The sequence below is a fragment of the Streptomyces sp. NPDC050528 genome (assembly GCF_044457795.1).
Taxonomy (GTDB): domain Bacteria; phylum Actinomycetota; class Actinomycetes; order Streptomycetales; family Streptomycetaceae; genus Streptomyces.
In genome coordinates this window covers 394,099-416,872 of the sequence record NZ_JBITHH010000005.1, presented here as the reverse complement: position 1 = coordinate 416,872, position 22,774 = coordinate 394,099, and the positions used below count along the sequence as shown (strand labels likewise).

The 22,774-nt window shown below is 69.7% G+C and carries 19 protein-coding genes and 1 pseudogene; 15 read left to right on the top strand and 5 right to left on the bottom strand.

The features are described 5' to 3' along the window. Positions 1-166: 166 nt before the first annotated feature. The 9 genes from ACIBK4_RS20110 (at position 167) to ACIBK4_RS20070 (ending at position 12,196) form a co-directional block, all read left to right on the top strand. Positions 167-1,024, top strand: a complete 858-nt coding sequence (locus ACIBK4_RS20110) for an EamA family transporter (protein ID WP_398996442.1) — start codon at positions 167-169, stop codon at positions 1,022-1,024. 1,004 nt (positions 1,025-2,028) lie between these two features. Beyond that, on the top strand, positions 2,029-2,835 hold the full coding sequence (locus tag ACIBK4_RS20105) for a TIGR03084 family metal-binding protein (RefSeq protein ID WP_398996099.1): 807 nt from the start codon (positions 2,029-2,031) through the stop codon (positions 2,833-2,835). After that, complete coding sequence (locus ACIBK4_RS20100; RefSeq protein ID WP_398996098.1) at positions 2,832-4,574, top strand: acyclic terpene utilization AtuA family protein; 1,743 nt, start codon at positions 2,832-2,834, stop codon at positions 4,572-4,574. The genes ACIBK4_RS20105 and ACIBK4_RS20100 overlap by 4 nt, the downstream gene beginning before the upstream one ends. Continuing rightward, positions 4,571-6,169: an acyl-CoA carboxylase subunit beta gene (locus ACIBK4_RS20095; RefSeq protein WP_398996097.1), complete on the top strand. Its 1,599-nt coding sequence runs from the start codon at positions 4,571-4,573 to the stop codon at positions 6,167-6,169. Before ACIBK4_RS20100 ends, ACIBK4_RS20095 begins: the two co-directional genes overlap by 4 nt. A 26-nt stretch (positions 6,170-6,195) precedes the next feature. Continuing rightward, positions 6,196-8,052, top strand: a complete 1,857-nt coding sequence (locus ACIBK4_RS20090) for an acetyl/propionyl/methylcrotonyl-CoA carboxylase subunit alpha (RefSeq protein WP_398996096.1) — start codon at positions 6,196-6,198, stop codon at positions 8,050-8,052. Between the two features lie 70 nt (positions 8,053-8,122). Further along, positions 8,123-9,253 (top strand): acyl-CoA dehydrogenase family protein, encoded by a 1,131-nt coding sequence (locus ACIBK4_RS20085; RefSeq protein ID WP_398996095.1) that lies wholly within the window; start codon positions 8,123-8,125, stop codon positions 9,251-9,253. Between the two features lie 35 nt (positions 9,254-9,288). After that, positions 9,289-10,857, top strand: coding sequence for a 4-coumarate--CoA ligase family protein (locus ACIBK4_RS20080; protein ID WP_398996094.1), 1,569 nt, complete (start codon positions 9,289-9,291; stop codon positions 10,855-10,857). Then, on the top strand, positions 10,854-11,591 hold the full coding sequence (locus ACIBK4_RS20075) for an enoyl-CoA hydratase family protein (protein ID WP_398996093.1): 738 nt from the start codon (positions 10,854-10,856) through the stop codon (positions 11,589-11,591). The genes ACIBK4_RS20080 and ACIBK4_RS20075 overlap by 4 nt, the downstream gene beginning before the upstream one ends. Further along, on the top strand, positions 11,579-12,196 hold the full coding sequence (locus ACIBK4_RS20070) for a TetR/AcrR family transcriptional regulator (RefSeq protein ID WP_398996092.1): 618 nt from the start codon (positions 11,579-11,581) through the stop codon (positions 12,194-12,196). The genes ACIBK4_RS20075 and ACIBK4_RS20070 overlap by 13 nt, the downstream gene beginning before the upstream one ends. A 172-nt stretch (positions 12,197-12,368) precedes the next feature. On the opposite strand, the gene ACIBK4_RS20065 is transcribed toward ACIBK4_RS20070, so the two are convergent. Continuing rightward, entirely contained in the window at positions 12,369-13,481 is a 1,113-nt protein-coding gene (locus ACIBK4_RS20065; protein WP_398996091.1) for a citrate synthase 2, read from the bottom strand. 172 nt (positions 13,482-13,653) lie between these two features. Here ACIBK4_RS20065 and pdxH point away from each other — a divergent pair, with 172 nt between their 5' ends. Continuing rightward, the gene (gene pdxH, locus ACIBK4_RS20060; protein ID WP_398996090.1) at positions 13,654-14,340 is read left to right on the top strand and encodes a pyridoxamine 5'-phosphate oxidase; all 687 of its coding nucleotides are present in this window, start codon (positions 13,654-13,656) and stop codon (positions 14,338-14,340) included. On the opposite strand, the gene ACIBK4_RS20055 is transcribed toward pdxH, so the two are convergent. Further along, entirely contained in the window at positions 14,330-15,259 is a 930-nt protein-coding gene (locus ACIBK4_RS20055) for a winged helix-turn-helix transcriptional regulator (RefSeq protein WP_398996089.1), read from the bottom strand. The two genes, pdxH and ACIBK4_RS20055, sit on opposite strands and share 11 nt — an antisense overlap. Before the next feature lie 137 nt (positions 15,260-15,396). On the opposite strand from ACIBK4_RS20055, the gene ACIBK4_RS20050 reads away from it, so the two are divergent. From ACIBK4_RS20050 to ACIBK4_RS20040, 3 genes are read left to right on the top strand one after another with little or no spacing between them, the layout of a single operon-like run. Beyond that, positions 15,397-16,218: an ABC transporter permease gene (locus tag ACIBK4_RS20050; protein ID WP_398996088.1), complete on the top strand. Its 822-nt coding sequence runs from the start codon at positions 15,397-15,399 to the stop codon at positions 16,216-16,218. A 3-nt stretch (positions 16,219-16,221) separates the two neighbouring features. Next, entirely contained in the window at positions 16,222-17,211 is a 990-nt protein-coding gene (locus ACIBK4_RS20045) for an ABC transporter ATP-binding protein (RefSeq protein WP_398996087.1), read from the top strand. Continuing rightward, complete coding sequence (locus ACIBK4_RS20040; protein ID WP_398996086.1) at positions 17,208-18,041, top strand: ABC transporter permease; 834 nt, start codon at positions 17,208-17,210, stop codon at positions 18,039-18,041. Before ACIBK4_RS20045 ends, ACIBK4_RS20040 begins: the two co-directional genes overlap by 4 nt. Before the next feature lie 280 nt (positions 18,042-18,321). On the opposite strand, the gene ACIBK4_RS20035 is transcribed toward ACIBK4_RS20040, so the two are convergent. Together ACIBK4_RS20035 and iscB are read right to left on the bottom strand one after the other, a co-directional pair. Next, a complete protein-coding gene (locus tag ACIBK4_RS20035; RefSeq protein ID WP_398996461.1) occupies positions 18,322-18,906 on the bottom strand; it encodes a hypothetical protein in 585 nt (194 codons plus the stop codon). A 34-nt stretch (positions 18,907-18,940) separates the two neighbouring features. After that, positions 18,941-19,489 (bottom strand): annotated as a pseudogene (gene iscB / locus ACIBK4_RS20030) (RNA-guided endonuclease IscB); the annotation flags it as partial. A 601-nt stretch (positions 19,490-20,090) separates the two neighbouring features. On the opposite strand from iscB, the gene ACIBK4_RS20025 reads away from it, so the two are divergent. Continuing rightward, entirely contained in the window at positions 20,091-20,579 is a 489-nt protein-coding gene (locus ACIBK4_RS20025) for a GNAT family N-acetyltransferase (RefSeq protein ID WP_398996085.1), read from the top strand. On the opposite strand, the gene ACIBK4_RS20020 is transcribed toward ACIBK4_RS20025, so the two are convergent. Further along, positions 20,548-21,174, bottom strand: coding sequence for a nucleotidyltransferase family protein (locus ACIBK4_RS20020; protein ID WP_398996084.1), 627 nt, complete (start codon positions 21,172-21,174; stop codon positions 20,548-20,550). The two genes, ACIBK4_RS20025 and ACIBK4_RS20020, sit on opposite strands and share 32 nt — an antisense overlap. Positions 21,175-21,327: 153 nt before the next feature. Between ACIBK4_RS20020 and ACIBK4_RS20015 the strand changes: the two genes are divergently transcribed. Then, the gene (locus tag ACIBK4_RS20015; protein WP_398996083.1) at positions 21,328-22,740 is read left to right on the top strand and encodes a PAS domain-containing protein; all 1,413 of its coding nucleotides are present in this window, start codon (positions 21,328-21,330) and stop codon (positions 22,738-22,740) included. Positions 22,741-22,774: the final 34 nt, after the last annotated feature.

The following is a 22,774-nucleotide window of genomic DNA, read 5'->3' as shown; positions in this document are numbered from 1 at the left end:
AAGTCCATTACCCTGGACTGAGCAGTGCATCGTGATGGACGCATGTGCGCTGAGCTGAGCCGCGCCTAGCCCTGGAAGCCCCGTGAGTATTCCCAGTACGCCGACCCCCGCGACCACCGCCCCCACGGGCACCCCGACCGCCGACGCTGCCGCGGCTCCGTCTCGTATGGGTTCGCTCGGGCCGGTGGGGCTGGTGCTGGCCGGGGGGATCTCGGTGCAGTTCGGTGGGGCGCTGGCGGTGACGTTGATGCCCAGAGTCGGGGCGCTGGGTGTGGTGACGCTCAGGTTGTTCGTGGCCGCCGTTGTGCTGTTCGCGGTCTGCCGGCCGAGGCTGCGCGGGCACTCGCGTGCGGACTGGGGCACGGTCGTCGTCTTCGGCGTCACGATGGCCGCGATGAACGGCCTCTTCTACCAGTCGCTGGCCCGCATTCCCCTCGGCCCCGCGGTAACCCTGGAAGTACTGGGCCCGCTCGCCCTCTCGGTCCTGACTTCCCGGCGAGCGGTGAACGCGGTCTGGGCGGGGCTCGCCCTGGCGGGCGTCTTCCTGCTCGGCGGCGGAGGCTTCAGCAGCCTGGACCCCGTGGGCGTGGCCTTCGCCCTGGGAGCCGGCGCGATGTGGGCTACGTACATCATCTTCAGCGCCCGTACGGGACGCCGCTTTCCGCAGGCCGACGGGCTGGCGTTGGCGATGGTCGTAGCAGCGGTGGTGTTCCTGCCGCTCGGTGTCGTGGAGTCGGGCACAAAACTCCTGAACCCTACGACGGTCGCCCTCGGCTCCGCGGTCGCGGTTCTCTCTTCGGTCCTGCCCTACACACTCGAACTCCTGGCGCTACGCCGGCTCCCCGCCTCCACCTTCGCCATCCTGATGAGCCTTGAGCCTGCCGTGGCGGCGACGGCTGGCTTCCTGATCCTCCACCAGGCGCTGTCCGTTCCTGAGGCTATGGCTATCGCGCTCGTCATCGGGGCGAGTATGGGGGCGGTGCGGACGCAGGTGGGGCGGGGGAAAGTGAAACTAGACGTGTAGGTGCGGGGGGTTGGGCCACTCGCTTCTTGGCCAGTGTCGGGCTTCCACGGCCCGAGTGAAGGGCGCTTCGCTGCGCTACGCGTCGCCTCCGGCGATGGCCCTGCGGGCCACCCTTGACTAGGGCCGCTCCAGCCCGTTTGAGAAGCGAGCGAGCGGCCCTGAGGGATGGGTGGCCAGGTAGGGATCCCCTTGCCTGAACTGTGTCGGCGGCCGGTGTTGAGGGGCGCGCTCGCGTCTCGCCAGCACGCCGGGCCGGCTCAGCGGCCAACGGCGGGTGGGGGGGGGGTTGCTGGAAGCTGCAGGTGAATCTAACCACTGTGAGGCCCCTTGACCAGTTAGAAATTACCCCAGCCTACGGAGGGTGGTGGGCGCGGCGGGGGAGCGGATTGGCGGTTCGGTCAGGGTCATCGCTCGGATCGCCACTCCGAACTGGCCCGGACCTGCCCAGGTCCGCCCAGTCAGGAGTCTTCACTCATCCCGTGGTTCACATCGGTCTCTCGCCAACGCCCCACTGCCCACTGCCCCTTGGGTTGGTACCCACCCGTGCGCCCTCCTCGCCCCCGACCCTGCCTTCCCCGGAAGCCGGGGTCTTTTCTAACCAGTAAAAGCGCGCGACGATGGTCAGATTTACCCCCAGCTTCCAGCAACTACCCACCCGGGGTTGGCCGCTGAGTCGAGGTGGCGTGCTGGCGAGACGCGAGCGCGCCCCTCCACCCCGGCCTGCAACGCGGCCCACCCGACGGAATCCCCACCTGGCCACCCGTTTTTGCGGGCCGCTCGCTCGCTTCTGAAACGGGCTGGAGCGGGTCGAGTCAAGGGTGGAGTGCAGCGGAATCGGCGTAGCCGACGCGACCGTAGGGAGCGCCCTTTACTCGGGTCGTGGAAGCCCGACACTGGCCAAGAAGCGAGTGGCCCAACGTTCACGCCTCGCACCCCGGTCCCACGGCACCCTAAATAATACAAGCACGCTTGATTGTTTCCGGCGCCCCTGCCATGCTCCCCCCATGTCCGATCCAACGCGCGTGTTCGACGACCTGCGTGAGGAGAGCGAGGAACTCGACCGGCTAGTCGCCGAGTTGGGGCCAGAGGGCTGGGCCTTCGAGACGCCCGCCGCCCGCTGGACCGTCGCCCATCAGATCGCCCACCTGGCCTGGACCGACCACTCCGCCCTGCTCGCCGTAACGGACGAGGAAGCGTTCGGCGCACTGGTCGAGAAGGCGCTCGCCACCCCCGAGACATTCGTGGACGAGGGCGCGCAGGAGGGGGCCGCGAAGACACCCGCCCAACTCCTCGCCGACTGGCGGGCCGGTCGGGCAGCCCTCCTGGCCGCCCTGTACGCCGCACCCACCGGAACCCGTTTCCCCTGGTACGGCCCACCCATGTCGGCCGCCTCCATGGCCACAGGCCGGCTCATGGAGACCTGGGCCCATGGACAGGATGTCGCCGACGCGGTCGGTGTGGTCCGGCCGCCTACCGATCGGCTCAGGCACGTCGTACGCATCGGCGTGCGCGCCCGCGACTTCGCCTTCGGCGTGCATGGACTCACCCCGCCGAGCGAGGAGTTCCGCATCGAACTCCACGCACCCTCCGGCGAGGGCGAGTTGTGGGTCTACGGCCCCGAAGACGCCCCGCAACGCGTCACCGGCCCCGCCCTCGACTTCTGCCTCCTCGTCACCCAGCGAGCCCACCGCACCGACCTCGCGGTGGAGGCGGTAGGGCCCGATGCCGACCGTTGGCTCGACATCGCCCAGGCCTTCGCGGGACCCCCCGGTGCCGGGCGCCCGCCGAAGACGAAGGGGACCGGACAGTGACGACAGCGAACTCCACCGTCGCCCCCCTCCGCATAGGCAACGCCTCCGGCTTCTACGGCGACCGGTTCGACGCCCTCCGCGAGATGCTCACCGGCGGTCAACTGGACGTCCTCACCGGTGACTACCTCGCCGAGCTGACCATGCTCATCCTGGGACGCGACCGGCTGAAGGACCCCGGCGCCGGATACGCCCGTACCTTCCTCAAGCAGTTGGAGGAGTGTCTCGGGCTCGCCCAGGAGCGCGGGGTACGGATCGTCACCAACGCCGGGGGACTCAATCCCGCCGGACTCGCCGACGCCGTACGGAAGTTGGCCGATCGGCTCGGGGTGCCGGTGCGAGTTGCACATGTCGAGGGCGACGATCTCGCCGGGCGGTATCCGGATGCCCTGGCCGCGCATGCCTATCTCGGTGGCTTCGGGATCGCTGCCTGTCTGGATGCGGGGGCCGATGTCGTGGTCACCGGGCGGGTCACCGATGCCGCCCTGGTCACCGGGCCCGCCGTCGCCCACTTCGGGTGGGGGGCCGAGGACTACGACCGGCTCGCGGGGGCCGTCGTAGCCGGGCATGTGCTGGAGTGCGGGACCCAGGCCACCGGTGGCAACTACGCCTTCTTCACCGAGCACGCACCAGAGAAGCTCCGCCGCCCCGGCTTCCCGCTCGCCGAGATCCACGACGACGGCTCCTGCGTCATCACCAAACACCCCGGCACGGGCGGAGTCGTGGACGTCGGTACCGTCACCGCCCAGCTCCTCTACGAGACACACGGCGCCCGGTACGCCGGTCCCGACGTCACCGCCCGCCTCGACACCATCCGGATCGGGGAGGACGGGACAGGGACAGGGACAGGGACCGGAACCGATCGGGTCCGGATCGAAGGTGTACTCGGTGAGGCCCCGCCCCCCACCCTCAAGGTCGGGCTCAACCGGCTGGGCGGCTTCCGCAACGAGGTCACCTTCGTGCTCACCGGACTCGACATCGAGCGCAAGGCCACGCTCGTCCGGGAACAGATGGAGGCCGCGTTCGGCGAGGGGAACGCCAAGTCCCGGCCCAGTGAACTCCGTTGGGATCTCGCCCGTACCGATCACGCCGATGCCGTCACCGAGGAGACCGCCAGCGCGCTGCTGCGACTCGTCGTGCGGGATCCCGATCAGGAGGTCGTCGGGCGGCCGTTGAGTGCCGCCGCCGTCGAGCTCGCGCTCGCCAGTTACCCCGGCTTCCATGTGCTGACCCCACCTGGAAAGGGAGCGCCCTATGGCGTCTTCGATGATGTGTATGTCCCTCATGACGCCGTCGACCATGTGGCCGTCCTCCACGACGGGCGCCGGATTTCTGTGGCCCCGGCCCACGACACCCGCGTACTGGAAGACCTTCCGCAGCCGGCCCTCCCCGAGCCTCCGCCGGACGGGCCCACGACGCGGGCGCCCCTTGGTCTGGTCGCCGGGGCCCGTAGCGGTGACAAGGGAGGGAACGCCAACGTGGGGGTGTGGGCGCGTACGGATGAGACGTGGCGCTGGCTCGCCCATGCGCTGACCGTCGAGCAGTTCAGGCAACTCCTGCCGGAGACCGCCGAGTTGGGCGTCACCCGGCACGTCCTGCCCAACCTCCGCGCCCTCAACTTCGTCGTCGAGGGCATTCTCGGCGAGGGCGTCGCCGCCCAGCATCGTTTCGATCCGCAGGCCAAGGCCCTTGGCGAATGGCTGCGTTCCCGCCGTCTGGACATACCGGAGGTCCTCCTGTGACCGTCCTCCCGACCGCCCTGGACACCCACGGTCCCGACTACACGGCCAACCGCGAGGCCATGCTCGCCAAACTCGGCGAACTCGACACCGAGCACGCGAAGGCCCTCGCGGGCGGCGGCCCGAAATACGTCGAACGGCACCGCAAGCGCGGCAAGTTGCTGGCGAGGGAGCGCATCGAGCTGCTCCTCGACCCCGACACCCCCTTCCTCGAACTCTCCCCGCTCGCCGCCTGGGGCAGCGACTACACGGTCGGCGCCTCCCTCGTCACCGGCATCGGTGTCGTCGAAGGCGTCGAGTGCCTGATCACCGCCAACGACCCCACCGTGCGCGGCGGCGCGAGCAACCCCTGGTCGCTGAAGAAGGCCCTGCGCGCCAACGACATCGCCCTCGCCAACCGCCTCCCCTGCATCAGCCTCGTCGAGTCAGGAGGCGCCGATCTCCCCTCCCAGAAGGAGATCTTCATCCCGGGCGGCGCCATCTTCCGCGACCTGACCCGCCTCTCGGCCGCCGGCATCCCCACGATCGCCGTCGTCTTCGGCAACTCGACCGCCGGCGGCGCGTACATCCCCGGCATGTCCGACCACGTGATCATGGTCAAGGAACGCGCGAAAGTGTTCCTCGGCGGCCCGCCCCTCGTGAAGATGGCCACCGGTGAGGAGAGCGACGACGAGTCCCTCGGCGGCGCCGAGATGCACGCACGCGTCTCGGGCCTCGCGGACCACTTCGCCGTGGACGAGCAGGACGCGCTACGGCAGGCGCGCCGCGTCGTCGCCCGCCTCAACCACCGCAAGGCGTACGGCGATCCGGCCCCGGCGGCACCCCCCAAGTACGACGAGGACGAGCTGCTGGGCATCGTCCCCGGGGACCTCAAAACCCCCTTCGACCCGCGCGAGGTCGTCGCCCGCCTCGTCGACGCCTCCGACTTCGACGAGTTCAAGCCCCTCTACGGCACGAGCCTGGTGACGGGTTGGGCGGCTCTGCACGGCTATCCGGTCGGCATCCTGGCGAACGCCCAGGGAGTCCTGTTCAGCCAGGAGTCCCAAAAGGCGGCCCAGTTCATCCAGTTGGCGAACCAGCGAGACATCCCCCTCCTCTTCCTCCACAACACCACCGGCTACATGGTCGGCAAGGAGTACGAGCAGGGCGGCATCATCAAACACGGCGCGATGATGATCAACGCCGTCAGCAACAGCCGCGTACCGCACCTCTCCGTCCTCATGGGCGCCTCGTACGGCGCCGGCCACTACGGCATGTGCGGCCGCGCCTACGACCCCCGCTTCCTCTTCGCCTGGCCCAGCGCCAAGTCCGCCGTCATGGGCCCCCAACAGCTCGCCGGCGTCCTGTCGATCGTCGCCCGCCAGTCGGCCGTGGCGAAGGGGCAGCCCTACGACGAGGACGCGGACGCTGCGCTGCGCGCCATGGTGGAGCAGCAGATCGAGTCCGAGTCCCTGCCGATGTTCCTGTCGGGGCGGCTGTACGACGACGGAGTCATCGACCCGCGCGACACCCGCACAGTCCTCGGCCTGTGCCTGTCCGCCATCCACACGGCTCCCTTCGAGGGCGCGCGCGGTGGCTTCGGCGTCTTCCGGATGTGACGGCCATGACTGATGTGAGGGATCACGTGATTTCGACAGTACTGGTCGCCAACCGGGGCGAGATCGCCTGCCGGATCTTCCGTACCTGCCGTGAGCTCGGCATCCGGACGGTCGCCGTGCACTCGGACGCCGACGAGAACGCGCTCCACGCCCGCATGGCCGACGCGACGGTACGGCTGCCGGGAGCGACACCCCAGGAGACCTATCTGCGCGGGGAGTTGATAGTGAAGGCGGCCGTAGCGGCAGGCGCGGACGCCGTCCACCCCGGCTACGGCTTCCTCTCCGAGAACGCCGACTTCGCCCGCGCCGTCCAGGCCGCCGGGCTGGTCTGGATCGGCCCCCCACCCGAGGCGATCGAAGCCATGGCCTCCAAGACCCGCGCCAAGCAACTGATGGGCATCGCCCCCCTGGAAAACGTCACCGAGTCCGACCTCCCGGTCCTGGTGAAGGCGGCGGCGGGCGGCGGCGGACGCGGCATGCGCGTCGTACGCCAACTAGCAGACCTCAAAGCCGAGTTGACGGCAGCGCAGGCCGAAGCGACGAGCGCCTTCGGCGACGGCGAGGTCTTCGTCGAGCCCTACGTGGAAGGCGGCCGACACGTAGAGGTCCAGATCCTCGCCGACACCCACGGCACGGTCTGGTCCCTAGGCACCCGCGACTGCTCCCTCCAACGCCGCCACCAGAAGGTGATCGAGGAGTCCCCGGCACCGAGCCTGCCTGATCAACTATCCGCAGAACTGGGCGAGTTGGCTGTTCAGGCGGCACGCGCGGTCGCCTACGAGGGCGCCGGAACCGTCGAGTTCCTCATCTCCCCCGACAACAAGGCCCACTTCCTGGAGATGAACACCCGCCTCCAGGTCGAACACCCGGTGACGGAGGCTGTGTTCGGCATCGACCTGGTGGCCATGCAGCTACGCATCGCGGAGGGCGGCCCCCTCGAAAGCGACCCTCCGCACCCGCGCGGCCACGCCATCGAAGCCCGCCTCTACGCCGAGGACCCGGCGACCGACTGGACCCCGCAGACCGGCACCCTGCACCGCCTCGCCGTCCCGAACGGCGTCCGCCTGGAAACGGGTTACACCGACGGCGACGCGATCGGCGTCCACTACGACCCGATGCTCGCCAAGGTCGTGGCCCATGCCCCCACCCGCGCCGAGGCCCTCCGCAAACTCGCGGGAGCCCTGGAGCAAGCGCCAATCCACGGCCCGATCACGAACCGCGCCCTCCTCGTCAACTCCCTACGCCACAAGGAGTTCACGACGGCCCACATGGACACGGGCTTCTACGACCGCCACCTCCCGGAACTCACGAAGCCCACCCCCGACCCCCACGCCCCCCTGGCGGCCGCCCTGGCGGACACCCACGGCCGCTCCCGCTTCGGAGGCGGCGGCTGGCGCAACCTGCCGTCCCAGCCACAGGTGAAGCGCTACGCCATGGGCAACACCGAGTACGAGGTCCAGTACAGGCACACGAGGGAGGGCCTGACGGCGGACGGGGTGCGCGTCATCCACGCGGACGCCGGTCTGGTCGTACTCGAAGTGGACGGAGTGCGACGGAGGTTCGAGGTGGCGCGCTACGGCGACGGCAACCAGGTGTACGTGAACGCGACCACCCTGACGGCCCTGCCCCGCTTCCCCGACCCCACCGCCCAACTGGCCCCAGGTTCCCTCCTCGCCCCCATGCCGGGCACGGTGGTGAGAGTGGCCGAGGGCTTGGCGGTAGGAGCCCAAGTAACAGCAGGCGAGCCCCTGTTGTGGCTAGAGGCAATGAAGATGGAACACAAGATCACCGCCCCGGTCACGGGAAGTCTGACGGCCCTGAACGCAGTACCTGGCCAACAGGTACAGCTAGCCGCTCTATTGGCGGTAATCCAGCCCACCTAAAGGGGCGCGGGGCTGTATCTATATGCGGCTACCGCCGCGCGAGCGCGACCAGCCACAACGAGGGAGTCACATGTCCACAACCGAAACAAACGAGCACAAAGCCCTACGTGAAGCTGTATCCGCCCTAGGTAAAAGACACGGCCGCACCTACGACAGGGCACAACTCTGGTCCGAGGCAGCCAAACTGGGCTACCTAGGAGTCAACCTCCCCGAGGAATACGGCGGCGGCGGAGGCGGCATCTCCGAACTCTCCATAGTCCTGGAGGAGTTGGGAGCCGCAGGCTGCCCCCTCCTCATGATGGTCGTCTCCCCGGCAATCTGCGGCACAGTAATCGCCCGCTTCGGCACAGAACCCCAAAAACAAACCTGGCTCCCCGCACTGGCAGACGGCACCCGAACCATGGCCTTCGGCATCACAGAACCAGACGCGGGTTCCAACAGCCACCGCATCACCACCACAGCCAGAAAAGACGGCACAGACTGGCTGTTGACCGGCCGCAAGGTCTTCATCTCCGGCGTGGACCTGGCCGACGCGACCCTCATAGTCGGCCGCACGGAAGACTCCCGAACAGGCCGCCTCAAGCCCTGCCTGTTCATCGTCCCGCGAGACGCCCCCGGCTTCACCCGCCGCCAGATAGACATGGAACTCCAGGCCGCGGAGAAGCAGTTCGAGCTGACCCTGGACGACGTACGTCTCCCGGCGGACGCCCTGGTCGGAGACGAGGACGCGGGCCTGCTCCAACTCTTCGCCGGTCTCAACCCCGAGCGCATCATGACGGCCGCCTTCGCGATAGGCATGGGCCGCTACGCGCTCGCCCGAGCGATCGAGTACGCCCGCGACCGCACCGTATGGGACGCCCCCATCGGCGCCCACCAGGCCATCGCCCACCCCCTCGCCCAGGCGCACATCGACCTCGAACTGGCCCGCCTGATGATGCAGAAGGCGGCGTACCTGTACGACACCGGTGACGACGTGGGCGCGGGCGAGGCCGCCAACATGGCCAAGTACGCGGCCGGCGAGGCCTGCGTCCGGGCCGTCGACCAGTCCGTGCACACCCTCGGCGGCAACGGCCTCACGCGGGAATTCGGGCTCGCCTCATTGATAACTGCCGCGCGCGTGGCTCGTATTGCTCCGGTGAGCAGGGAGATGATTCTCAACTACGTCTCCCACCAGACCCTGGGCCTGCCCAAGTCGTACTGAACAGAAGCCCGCGCCAGTCCGGGCCAGGAGGAACCATGTTCCGCAGCGAGTACGCAGACGTTCCGGCCGTAGAACTCCCCATCCACGACGCGGTGTTGGGCCACGCCGCCGAGTTCGGGGACGAACCCGCGCTGGTCGACGGCACGGACGGCACCACCCTCACGTACACCCAACTCGACGCGTTCCACCGGAGTATCGCGGCCGGCCTCGCGGACGCGGGCGTGCGCAAGGGTGACGTCCTCGCCCTGCACAGCCCCAACACGGTCGCGTTTCCCCTGGCGTTCTACGCCGCCACGCGCGCGGGTGCCTCCGTCACGACGGTGCACCCGCTCGCCACACCCGAGGAGTTCGCCAAGCAGCTCAGCGACTCCGAGGCCCGCTGGATCGTCACCCTGTCGCCCCTCGTCGACACGGCCCGCCGGGCGGCCGAACTGGCAGGCGGCGTCGAGGAGATATTCGTCTGCGACAGCGCACCCGGCCACCGTTCGCTCGCCGACATGCTCGGCTCCACGGCCCCCGAACCGGTGGTCGACATCGATCCGGTGACGGACGTAGCGGCCCTCCCGTACTCCTCGGGCACGACGGGCACGCCCAAGGGCGTGATGCTCACCCACCGTCAAATAGCAACAAACCTGGCCCAGTTGGAGCCTGCGGTCCCCACCGGCCCCGGCGACCGCATCCTCGCCGTCCTCCCCTTCTTCCACATCTACGGCCTCACGGCCCTGATGAACGCCCCCCTGAGGAAGGGCGCGGCAGTCGTGGTCCTCCCGCGCTTCGACCTGGAGACCTTCCTCGCGGCCATCGAGAACCACCGCATAACAGGCCTGTACGTGGCCCCGCCCATAGTCCTGGCTCTGGCCAAGCACCCCGCGGTCGCCCAGTACGACCTCTCGTCCCTCAAATACATCATCAGCGCCGCCGCCCCCCTCGACGCGAACCTCGCCGCCGCCTGCTCCCAACGCCTGGGCCTGCCACCCGTAGGCCAGGCGTACGGCATGACGGAACTCTCCCCGGGCACCCACGTGGTCCCCGTACGGGACATGCCCACCGCACCTCCGGGCACGGTCGGCAAACTCATCGCCGGCACCGAGATGCGCATCGTCTCCCTCGACGACCCGGACAAAGACCTGGGCATCGGCGAGGCGGGCGAACTCCTCATCCGCGGCCCCCAGGTGATGAAGGGCTACCTCGGCCGCCCCGACGAGACCGCCGCGATGATCGACCAGGACGGCTGGCTGCGCACCGGGGACGTCGGCTACGTGGACGACGCCGGCTGGACGTTCGTCGTGGACCGCGTCAAGGAACTCATCAAGTACAAGGGCTTCCAAGTGGCCCCCGCCGAACTGGAGGCCCTCCTGCTCACCCACCCCGGCATCGCGGACGCGGCGGTCGTAGGCGAGTACAACGACGACAACAACGAGGTCCCGCACGCCTACGTGGTCCGCCAGCAGACCGCCCCCGACCTCTCCCAGAGCGAGGTCCTGATGTACGTCGCCGAACGCGTCGCCCCCTACAAACGCGTCCGCATCGTCACCTTCATCGACGCTGTCCCCCGGGCAGCCTCCGGCAAGATCCTGCGCCGCGAACTGCGAGGCCGCGCATGACCCTGATCGGCCGCACCCGCACACGTGGCATCGAGACCCTGAGCCTGGACTCACCGGAGACCAGAAACGCGCTGTCGGCGTCCCTGGTAAGGGAGTTGGCGGACGTGCTGACGGACTGCGCGAAGGACGCCGACGTACGGGCGATCGTCCTCACCCACACCGGCAACACGTTCTGCGCGGGAGCGGACCTACGGGACCCGCCCGCCCCGGAGTCCCTGGTGACCCTGCTCCGCCAGATCGTAGAACTCCCCAAACCGGTGGTGGCGAGGGTGACGGGCCACGTAAGGGCAGGCGGCGTAGGCCTGTTGGCGGCCTGCGACATGGCGGCAGCGGCGACGACATCCGCCACGTTCGCGTTCACGGAGGTACGGATAGGGGTGGCCCCGGCGGTGATCTCCCTCCCGCTCCTGCCCCGCGCGGACCCCCGCACCCTGGCCCGCTACTACCTCACCGGCGAACGTTTCGACGCGACGGAAGCGACCCGCGCGGGCTTGCTGACGGCGGCGGGAGAGGACGTGGACGAGGTATTGGCACCCATCCTCGACGGCCTGCGCCGCTCCGCTCCCGAGGCCCTGGCCGAGACGAAACGGCTGCTCACGGCTAGGGTGCTGGAAACCTTCGACCGGGACGCGGCCGATCTGACCGCGCTCTCGGCACGGCTGTTCGGTTCCGCGCAGGCCCGCGAGGGGATGACAGCTTTCCTCGAACGACGGGATCCCGCATGGGTGGTGTGAGCGCGACGACGGCACCGGGCGCGGTCGACCGCAGACCCAAGCAGGACCGCAGCCGGGCCACCCGGCAACGCCTCCTGGAAGCCGCCGTGTCCTGCCTCGCCGAACACGGCTGGGCAGGCTCCACCGTCTCCGTCGTGGCCGAACGCGCCGGCGTCTCCCGAGGCGCCGCCCAACACCACTTCCCGACCCGCGAGGACCTCTTCACGGCGGCGGTCGAGTACGTGGCGGAAGAACGATCGACGGCCCTCCGCGCCCTGTTCCCCGAGGGCGCCGCAGACCGCCGCGCGGTGATCGAGGCCTTGGTCGACCTCTACACGGGCCCGTTGTTCCGAGCGGCCCTACACCTCTGGGTAGCGGCATCGAACGAGGACCAACTCCGTCCGCGGGTAACGGAGTTGGAGGCGAAGGTGGGCCGCGAGACTCACCGTATCGCGGTGGAGTTGCTGTCCGCGGACGAGTCCCAACAGGGCGTACGAGAAACAGTCCAGGGCCTCCTGGACATGGCAAGAGGCTTGGGCCTGGCCAACCTGCTCACTGATGACGGGCCGAGGCGGGAGCGGGTGGTAGCCCAATGGGCGGCACTCCTGGAACACACCCTGGGGTGACGCTTTTAGGGGCGCGGGGCTGTGTCGATTTGCGGCTCCGCCGCGTGGGCGCGACCAGCCACGTCCGCCCCGCAGTCGCCCACTTACCTCAGCCCCCACTTCCCAGGGGCGCGGGGAACTGCGCGACCAGCCCCCACACACCCGCACCCGCCCACGCACCGAAAGCCCCTCTTCAGTGGGCGATATCCCCAAACCCCGAGATCTCCTGAGGCCCCCGAGTAGCAGGCCCCACATACCGAGCAGAAGGCCGCACAAGCCGCCCCGTCCGCTTCTGCTCAAGAATGTGCGCCGACCACCCAGCCGTACGCGCACACGTGAACATGGACGTGAACATGTGCGCCGGCACCTCGGCAAAGTCCAGCACGATAGCCGCCCAGAACTCGACGTTGGTCGCGAGCACCCGATCAGGCCGCCGCGCATGCAACTCGGCCAGCGCGGCCTTCTCCAACGCCTCGGCAATCTCAAACCGTGGCGCCCCCAACTCCCGCGCGGTACGCCGCAGTACACGAGCCCGAGGATCCTCAGCCCGATAAACCCGGTGCCCGAACCCCATCAACCGCTCACCCTTGTCCAGCGCCTGCCGCACATACGCCTCGGCATCCCCGGTCCGCTCGATCTCCTCGATCATCCCGAGGACACGAGAGGGGGCACCCCCATGCAGAGGCCCGGACATCGCACCCACGGCCCCGGAAAGCGCGGCGGCGACATCAGCCCCAGTAGAGGCAATAACCCGAGCGGTGAAGGTGGACGCGTTCATCCCATGCTCCGCGGCGGACGTCCAATACGCGTCCACGGCCGCGACATGCTTGGGATCCGGCTCCCCCCGCCACCGAATCATGAACCGCTCGACAACCGACTGCGCCTTGTCGATCTCACTCTGCGGCACCATCGCATGCCCCTGCCCACGCGCGGACTGAGCGACGTACGACAGCGCCATCACGGCCGCCCGCGCGAGGTCGTCCCGCGCCTGCTCCTCGTCGATGTCGAGGAGCGGCTTGAGCCCCCACACCGGCGCGAGCATCGCCAGCGCGGACTGCACGTCGACCCGGATGTCCCCGGAGTGCACCGGAATCGGGAACGGTTCGGCGGCCGGCAACCCGGGGTCGAACGCGCCGTCGACGAGCAGCCCCCAGACGTTGCCGAACGAGACGTGACCGACCAGATCCTCGATGTCGACGCCCCGGTACCGCAGGGCGCCGCCCTCCTTGTCCGGTTCGGCGATCTCCGTCTCGAACGCGACGACTCCTTCGAGACCAGGTACAAAGCCGGGATCGAGGTCGGACATCAGGCGGCTCCTCATGCTGTGGCTCCGCGGTCGCGGGGGACTCGCGGGCCGAAGATAGAGACATCAGCACCATAACGCCGAGTGCCACACAAGGGGAGGGTGTACGGCACTGAGTGCCACCGGAACGGGACACCGCCCCCACCCTTCCGACGCCGTACGGCAGGATGACCGCGTGACCGACCGCGATTCCACTGCCGCCGACCGTGATCCCCGCCTCGACCCGGCCGCCATGCGCAAGCAGTACCGCGTCGAGGGCCTCGACGAGACGAACCTGGCCCCCACCCCCATGGCACAGTTCGGCCGCTGGTTTGAGGAGGCGGCACTCCAGGGGCTCGTCTACGAGCCCAACGCCATGGTCGTCTCCACCGCCGACGCCGAGGGCCGCCCCAGCTCCCGCACGGTCCTCATGAAGCACTACGACGACCAGGGCTTCGTCTTCTACACGAACTACGACTCCCGCAAGGCCCGCGAACTCGGCGCCAACCCCTACGTCTCGCTGCTCTTCCCCTGGCACCCGATGGCCCGCCAGGTCCTGGTCACCGGCACCGCCCGCCGCACCGGCCGCGACGAGACCGCCGCGTACTTCCGCACCCGCCCGCACGGCTCCCAACTCGGCGCCTGGGCCAGCACCCAGTCCGCGGTGATCCCCTCACGAGCCGAACTGGAGTCGTCCTACGAGGAGTTGACCGCCCGCTACCCCGAGGGCGAACAGGTCCCGGTCCCCCCGCACTGGGGCGGCTTCCGCATCGCCCCCCAGACGGTCGAGTTCTGGCAGGGCCGAGAAAACCGCCTCCACGACCGCCTGCGCTACACGGCCGAGCCGGACGGAACCTGGCGGGTGGAGCGCCTCAGTCCTTGAGGTCCGTGAGGTCCCTGAACTCCCCGGACTCCCCGAAGTCCCTTACGGCGGTGGCGACTTCGAGGGATGCCGTCACCGCCGCCGGAATGTCCGTCACCGGGAACTGCACGTGTCGTACGACCCGTTCCCGGTCCACGACCAACACCGCCCGCTTCAGGCGCAGAACCTGCCCCGCCCGGAACGTCGGCAGCCGCAGCGCCGCGGACAGCCGTAGATCCACGTCCGAGAGGAGCGGGAAGGGGATGCGCTCCGCCTTCGCGAACTCCCGCTGTTCGTCCGGCCGTTGGGTGCTGACTCCGCGCACCGAGACTCCCGCGGCCACGAACTCGTCGTGGGCGTCCCGGAACAGCCGGTTCTCCAGGGTGCAGCCGACCGTCCCCGGGATGTCCGACCAGCCGTCCGGCAGCGGGCTCGGGCGGCCGGTCGCCGGGTAGCAGAAGAGCACGGTCGGCGCGTCGGCCACCGGGTCCAGGGCGTCCCCGGTGTGCGCGGGCAGGGTGAGCGCCGGCAGCCGGGTGCCGGGCAGGGCCGCCATCCGGCGCGCCTCCGCGCTGTCGCCCTCGGCGGACCCGGTCAGCGTGCCGTCGCCCAGCAGCCAGCGGTCGGCCCAGTCCTGCATCGACACCAGCACCGGCAGCAGCGCCCGCCCGGTCGCGGTCAGCCGGTACTCGTACCGCACCGGGCCCTCCTGGTACGGCACCTTCGCCAGGACCCCGCTGTCGACGAGCTGCCCGAGCCGCTCCGCGAGCACCTTGCGGGAGATGCCCAGCTCCTCCTGCAGCGCGTCGAAGCGATGGTGTCCGCGGGCCGCCTCCCGCACCAGCAGCAGGCTCCACCAGTCGCCGATCACGGCAGCCGCCTGCGCGATCGCACAGGCCGCGTCCCGTTCCGGTACGGCTCGCACCAAGACGCCCTCCATCGTCGGTCATCCGTGTTCGTCAATTCTGCCCACCATCTTGCGCCACCAGCTCAGTTCCCGATAGAAACCCTGATGAGAAAGTGAGTTCCCAATGGAGACTCACTCGTATCGACGATCGATGATCGACGGGGGATCGGATGGCTACAGCCACCGCCTGGCGCACCGGCCGGGCCACCACCTGGCGTACCTGGCACATGACCAGGCGCGCCTACCCATGGACGTACGCCGTCGGCACCGTCCTGCCCGCCGCGCTCACCATCGCGCTCGGCTACCTCGGCTTCCACGCCATCGGCGGCGGCGAGACCGGCGCGGACTTCGCGAAGGGCAGCGGTACGAGCGCCTACCTCGCGTATCTCGCGGTCGGCGCCACCGCGTTCCAGTTCACGGTCCGGCTGATCCTCTGGTCCGCGAAGGCGCTCATCACCGAGCAGCGCCAGGGCACGCTCGGCGCCCTGCTCATCGCCCCCGCGACCCGGCTGCCGTATCTGCTCGGCTTCACGGCGTTCGCGGTCCTGAGCTCCATCGCCGAGTTCCTGACGCTGGGCGTGGTCATCGGCGCGCTGGGGATCTCGATCCCGGTGGCATCGGCGCCGGGAGCGGTGGCGGGCGCACTCGCCCTGATCGTCGCGGTGTTCGCGCTGTCGGTGGGCCTCGGCGGCCTGATGATCGCGGCGGGGGAGGCGCACATCTCCCAGAACACCGTCTTCATCGTCCTGGGCCTGCTCTGCGGCTACACGTTCCCGCGCGACTACCTTCCCGACTACGTCCGCTGGCTGGCCGAAGCCTTCCCCACCACCGCCGCCATGGACGTCCTGCACGGCACCCTCACCGGCGGCCACACCCTCACCGACCTCGCGCCCCGCCTCGCCGTCAGCCTGCTGCTCTCCGCCGCGTACCTGCTGCTCGGCGTCAGGACGCTCCCGTACTTCGAACGCCGAGCCGTGGAAAGGACGTACTAACCGATGCCCGACACCGGCATAGAGGTCCGCGACCTGCACAAGGAATTCCCCGTCCGTGACCGCGGCCTGTTCGGCCCGCGCACCACCAAGACCGCCGTGAACGGCCTCGACCTCGACATCCCGGCAGGCCGCATCACCGGCCTCCTCGGCCTCAACGGCGCCGGAAAGACCACGACCATCAAGATCCTTGCCACCCTGCTGCGGCCCACCTCGGGCACCGTCCGCGTCGACGACCTCGACTCCGTCGCCGACGCCCGCGCCGTACGCCGCCGTATCAACCTCATCGCCGGCGGCGAACGCATGGTCTACACGCGCATGACCGGCCGCGAGAACCTCTGGTACTTCGGCCAGCTCTACGACGTCCCCAAGCGCGAACTCCGCGCCAGGATCGACGAGTTGCTGTCCCTGGTCGGCCTCACCCCGGCCGCCGACACCATGGTCGAGCGCTACTCGCGGGGCATGACCCAACGCCTGGCCATCGCCCGGGGCCTGATCAACGACCCGGCGTACCTGCTCCTGGACGAACCCACCCTGGGCCTGGACGCACCGATCGCCCGCGACCTGCGCCGTGTGGTCGCCCGGCTCGCGGCCGAGGGCACGGGGGTGCTGCTCACCTCGCACTACCTCGCCGAGGTCGAGGAACTGTGCGGCCACGTCTACGTCATCGCCGACGGCCGGCACCTGGCGGCGGGCAGCCCCGCCGAGCTGAAGACCGCGACGGGAAGCGTCGGCACGGTACGGGTCACGGTGCCTCGGGTCCCGCCCGCGGTCGCCGAGGTGGCCGCCCGCTTCGGGGCGACGCGGACACCGGCGGACGGCGGCGGCGAGATCCTCACCCTCCGCAGCCCGGACGACATGGCGGGCCCGCTCGCGGCGGCGATCGTCGGGGCGGGCGGAGCCATCACCGGCCTGGAGATCAAGGAGGCGAGCCTGGAGGACGCGATCCTGGCGCTGACGGACGGGACGGTGCCGGGGGCGGTGGTGCCGGCGTGATCGACGCGACGAGGTCGGCAGCACGGGTCTTCGCGGCGGAGACCCTGAAACAGCACCGCCGTCTCTTCGGCCAGCCGCTGGTCGTCTTCTCGATGCTGGTCTGGCCGATCCTGCAACTGGCGACGACCTACTACACCCTCCGCCCGGTCGCCACGGCATCCGAAGCGGCCGCCCACTGGCCCCTCGCGGCGGACCCCCACCGCCTCCTTGCCTTCCTGGCCACCGGCACCCTCGCCTACGCCTTCTTCTTCTCCCTGGTCCAGTCGGCCTGGCACTTCTCCTTCGAACGCACCACAGGAACACTGGAGTTGCTGTTCCTGTCCCCCGCGGGCCGCCTCACCCTGATGATCGCGAACGGCGCCGGCGCCCTCCTCCAGAACGCCTGGCTCCTGACCTGCTTCACCACCGCCGCCCTGCTCGGCTTCGGCACACTGTCGGTCGCGTCCTGGTGGATGTACGGGGTCGTGGTGCTCGCGTTGCTGATCCCGGCGGTGGCATGGGGAGCGTTCCTGAACAGTCTCCTGGTCTTCTCCCGCGACTCGGCATTCCTCTACACGGTCCTGGACGAGCCCCTGTGGTTCGTCAGCGGAGTCCGGCTACCGCACTTCGCTCTGCCGGCGGCGGTCCAGGTGATCGGCGCGGTGTTCCCCCTGACGGGCAGCCTGATCGCCGTAAGAGGAGCCCTGCTGGAAGGCGAACCCCTGGGAGCCCTGGCCCCGACCCTGGCCTGGCTGACCCTCCTGAGCGCCCTGCTCCTGACAGCGGCGGCACTGATCCTCCGAGCCGGCGAGGCCCACGCCCAACGAACGGGCAGACTCCGCCTCGCATAAGCACCCCGGAAACGGCCCCGAAAACGCAGACGACCCGCGAGCTCAGGTCCCCTCGCCTGACGGCGGGGGAGCCGGCCGGACGTACCGGCGAGCTCGCGGGTCGGGTGACTGCTGGAGATTGGGCCGGCTGCACGCGTTTCTCACGTGCTGGTCCGGCACCGCACTGGGTGTGGCGACGGGCCGCTAGCCCGCAGTCACCTCACGCGTCCGGTATTCATACATCTGCCGAACCACCTCCCTTCTCGTGTGCACCACACATTAGGAACCGCCCGGCGAGGGTTCAACCGCTTTTTCGGGAAGTTGACGGCGTCGGCTCCGGACGACTGCCGTATCCGTATCCGTCGCTCCGCTGGAGGAGCCGCAGATTCCGGTGAGAGACGTTGATACGTCCTCCCGGCGTCGTCAGACTGTGCTGCCCCCTGGCCCGTACGGAGACCCGGCCGGTCCACGTGCCCGCCCACTTGCCGGAGGACACCGTGGCCCGTACGAGATCTCCGGTGACGTACCCGAAGTGCCGCTTGGTACGAGCCCGGTGAAGCCGGGGGAAGCCGAACCGGTCCGGAGTCGTCCGGGCGTAGGAACCGCGCCCGGTGGCTTTGGCGACGAGCACCCGCTCCGGATACCGCACGATTGCGTCGCCGCCCTCGTGGTCCAGGCTTCCGACGGACAACGCGTCCAGGGTGTGCGTCTTGGGCAGGCCCATGGCGCTGCGGTTGCCATGCGTACGCCTGCCGGACCAGGCGTGCACGGGCCTGCCGAGGGTGCCCAGCGCCGCGGTGAGCTGCCGGTGGGTCGTGTTCATGGCGGCGGCGTCGTGGAGCGGCGTTCCGGCCTGGAGGTACCCCACTCGCGTCGCAGTAGGCACACGTGCTGTTCCACTTGGCGTGGAGGTAGGCGCGGGCGGTGGTTCCGGTGAGTGGGCCCTGTCGGTGCTCGGCTCCGGACAAGGGGCGCCCCGCGCTCATGGAGTGGGTGTCGAACGCGGCGTGTTCGAGGTGGACTTCAGTGACGGGCGCGTAGCGGCACAGGCGGGTTGCCAGGGAGAGGGTGGTGTCGACCCGGTGGCGCAGGGAGGGCGGCAGCCATCCCGCGGGACGGGGGCGGTTGCTCGAACGGGGCGCTCGGTAGCGGCAGTTGGCCGATCGGCGCCGGTAGCCGGCGCGTTGCCGCATGCACAGATGGATCTGCTCACCGCGATGCTGGAGTTCGACCGCGATCAGTCCGCGTCTGACGGTGACGGGGGAGCCCTGCCGACCGGCCTCCTTCTTCTCATCGGTGACGACGAGGCCGGTGCCTTGTGAGCCGGGGTCGATGCGCAGCCGCACTCCGTCGACTTCGGAGTCGGCGCGAGCGCGGTCCTTCAACCGGATGGTGAAGGGCACCTGCCGGGCGACCACGGCCCGCCCCGTGCCCAGGAGTTCACGGGCACGGGCCGGATGGCAGGGCATGAGAGGTTGTCCGCCCCTGGCGAGCACGAAGACCCTGCTCGCGCCGACCCCGCCTGTGTACGACCGGTGGTGTGCGGGAGCGTCACCGCTCCCGTTCTCTGCCGCCTGCGCCGCCGTGGCCGCGCTCTTGGCGTGACGCCGACGGGCACCGGTACCGCGCCCGTCGGTCTCCCCTCGCCCATGTTCCCCGGCGGTGCCCCGCGCCGTGGCGGGGAGTCCGTGAGCCGTTTCGTCCCTGCTCCCAGGGGTGTCTGCTCCCACGGATTCCAGAGCGGGCCGCTGAGGAAGCACGGCCTGGTGGGTCTGCTCGCCCACGGGAAACGTAGTCATCGGGGTACCTCCCTGATCTCTGCGATCGTGATGACCGGGGCTGGCCACTCTGCGTCCGTCCGCCGGGGCGGCGCGGACTCCGGTCGATGCCCGGGGAGCGAGTGGCCTCCTTTCCGAAGTGTCGAGCCGACGCTAGAGACCGAGATCCGTCCTCGGGGCTTGATCCAACAGAAGTCGCCCGTTCGTGCGAACAGGCCGAATATGTCGAACGCGTAGCCGATCTTCCTGTTATTCACGCACGGAGGCCGGTCCGCTCGCCTAGCGTCCTGCCATGACAGAACAGCGTGTGGAGTGGGGAGCGGTGACGGACCTTCGCATCGAACTGGTGGACCCGGCTGCGGAGAGCGCCCTCCAGGACTGGCGGCACGTCCACAACCTGATCGTGCCGCCCGCCGCGATGTCCCTCGACGAGGTGCGGGAGCGGAGTGGGCGGAATCGGCTGGAGAACGCGTATCTGGGGGACGCGCTCGTGGGGTGCTCCACCGTGCGGCCGCCGGACGGGGAGGACGCGGTGGTGACCGTCATCGCGCGCGTGCTGCCCGGGTTTCGGGGGCGTGGCTATGGAGCCGCCCTTTACGAAAACGGCCTTGCACGCGCGCGTGCGCTCGGTGCCGGTGCGATCGAGACCGTCGTGCTGGCCGCCAACACGGACGGGGTGCGGTTCGCCGAGGTGCGGGGTTTTGTCGAGACCGAGCGTTATGTGCTGGACGGTGAGAGCGACCTGTGGATCACGTTGCGGTTGGGGTCGTGGATTCCGTAGGCCAGGGGAGGACCGTCAGCTCCGGCCAGGTTTCCCGCCAGCGGGCCGCCTTCGTCTCGTAGACCTCTTGGGGTGCCAGGACCGGGTTCGGGCGTACGACGAGGTTGAAGACGTCGGAGAGGCCGTGCGGGGCGTATACGCGCCAACTGCCGTCCTCCTTCAGGCGTACGGCGAGGCAGCAGGTCGTCGCCGCGAAGGAGTCGATCGCGGCCTCTACGGAGTCGTACGGCGGGCACGGGGTGCCGAACTTCTGCTCATACCAGAGGTGGACCCGGGCTTCGTTACGGAGCTCGATCTCCGGCTTGGTGGGCAGGTCGGCGTACGTTTCGCGGGCCGACCGGATCACCTTGTCCTCGGCTTCCCAGGACAGGTCCGTGTCGTCGTAGTAGAAGACGTCGTAGTCCTTGATGCCGTGGGTCGGGGGACGGCCCGTGACCGTGTTCCAGATGGTTTGGAAGAGGCAGCCCGCGGTGAGGTACCAGTTCGGGAGATCGAGGGTCGCGGTGCGGTCGAGGATCTCCAGGAGAGTCTCGTTGCGGGACAACGTCGTGCGCAGCGCGGTGAGTTGTTCGTCGAGCGGGAGGCGGGCCGGCATCGGTCGAGTGTGCCGGGGGCCGAACCGGTGTCGTACAACGATTCCTTCAATCTTGCGGGAACTCAGTGTGTGCTGCGTCACGTTCGAGTTGAATGAGGGGGAGTGAGTGAACCGACGCGTCGTGTCCGCGGACGCAGCTTGCAGGGGGTCCAGGTGAGTGCTTCCCGGCGTAGTGGGACCACCGACGAGTTGGGTCCCGACGAGCCCGAGCGGGACGGCGGGCCCGAAGGGGTCGGTGGGTCGGATCTGTTGGCCGCGTTGCTCGACGGGATGGACGCGGCTCTGTGTGCCTTCGACGCGGACGGTGTGCTGACCCACTGGAACCGCGAGGCCGAGCGCATCCTCGGCTGGACCGCCGCCGAGGCCGTAGGGCGGCACGGGCTGGCCGGGTGGGCCGTACGGACCGCGGATGCCGAGGAGGTCGAGGGGCGGCTCATGTCCGCCATGCAGGCCCCCGGGCGGCAGGTCAACGAGTTCGCCCTCCTTACGAAGGACGGCGGGCGCGTGCTCGTGCGGACCCAGTCCGCCGCCGTGCGCGGGCCCGACGGGAAGCCCGCCGGGGTCTACTGCGCCTTCAGCGAGGTGCATGCGCAGATCGACCTTGAGCGGTCGATCGCCCTGAGTGAGGCGTTGTTCGAGGACGCCTCCTGGGGGGTTGTGCTCGTCGATGCCGATCTGCGGCCCGCCGTCGTCAATTCCCATGCCGCGCGGGCACTCGGTACCGGGCGCACCTCCGTGCTCGGGCGGCCCCTCGGCGAACTGCTCGCCCAAGGCGTCGAGGAGTTGGAGGCCGCGCTCACGCACGTGCTCGCCGAGGGCGCGCCGCCGGCGCCCGCGGAGATCTGGGTGAGCGTCCGGACGCCGGAGGGCAACCTGCGGCGCTGCTGGCGCAGCGGCTTCCTGCGGCTGGCCTCGCCGCTCACCGAGGAACCGGTGCCGCTCGGCGTCGGCTGGCTCTTCCAGGACGTCACGGAGGCCAAGCAACTGGAGCAGGAGGCCTCCCTGCTGCGCTTCCGCGCCCAGCAACTGCACCGCGCCGCCCGCGCCGCCGCCGAGTGCGAGAACCCCCGCGACGCGGCGACCGTCCACCTCGACTTCGCCCTCGCCGGCTTCGCCGACCACGCCCTCATCGACCGGGTGGCGGGAGGATCGTTGAACGATGGGGACGGGATGCGTGCTACGGCCGTACGACTCATTCGGGTCGCCGCTACGCCCACCGGCGCACCCGGCCCCAGCCTGCTCTCCGGCGCGGCGGGACTTCCCGTGCGCTACGGAGAGGGGCATCCCGCCCTCCAGTGCGTCGAACGCGTCGGCTCCGTGCGGGCCAGCATCGGCACCGTCCCGCCCGAACAGGCCCGCGAGTGGGCCCGCGTCCGCCAGTGGCCCACGGACGCCGTGCACGCCCTGTGCGCGGTGCTGCGCAGCCGGGGGCGCACCCTGGGCGTCGTGACGTTCCTACGGGGTGCGGGGCGCAGCCAGTTCGAACGGTCCGACTCGATCTACGCCGAGGACGTCGCCGTACGGATCGCGGCGGCGCTGGACCTGGCGGAGGCGGCGGGCGAGTAGTGAGCCACCGCCCAGTAGCGAGCGGCTACTAGGC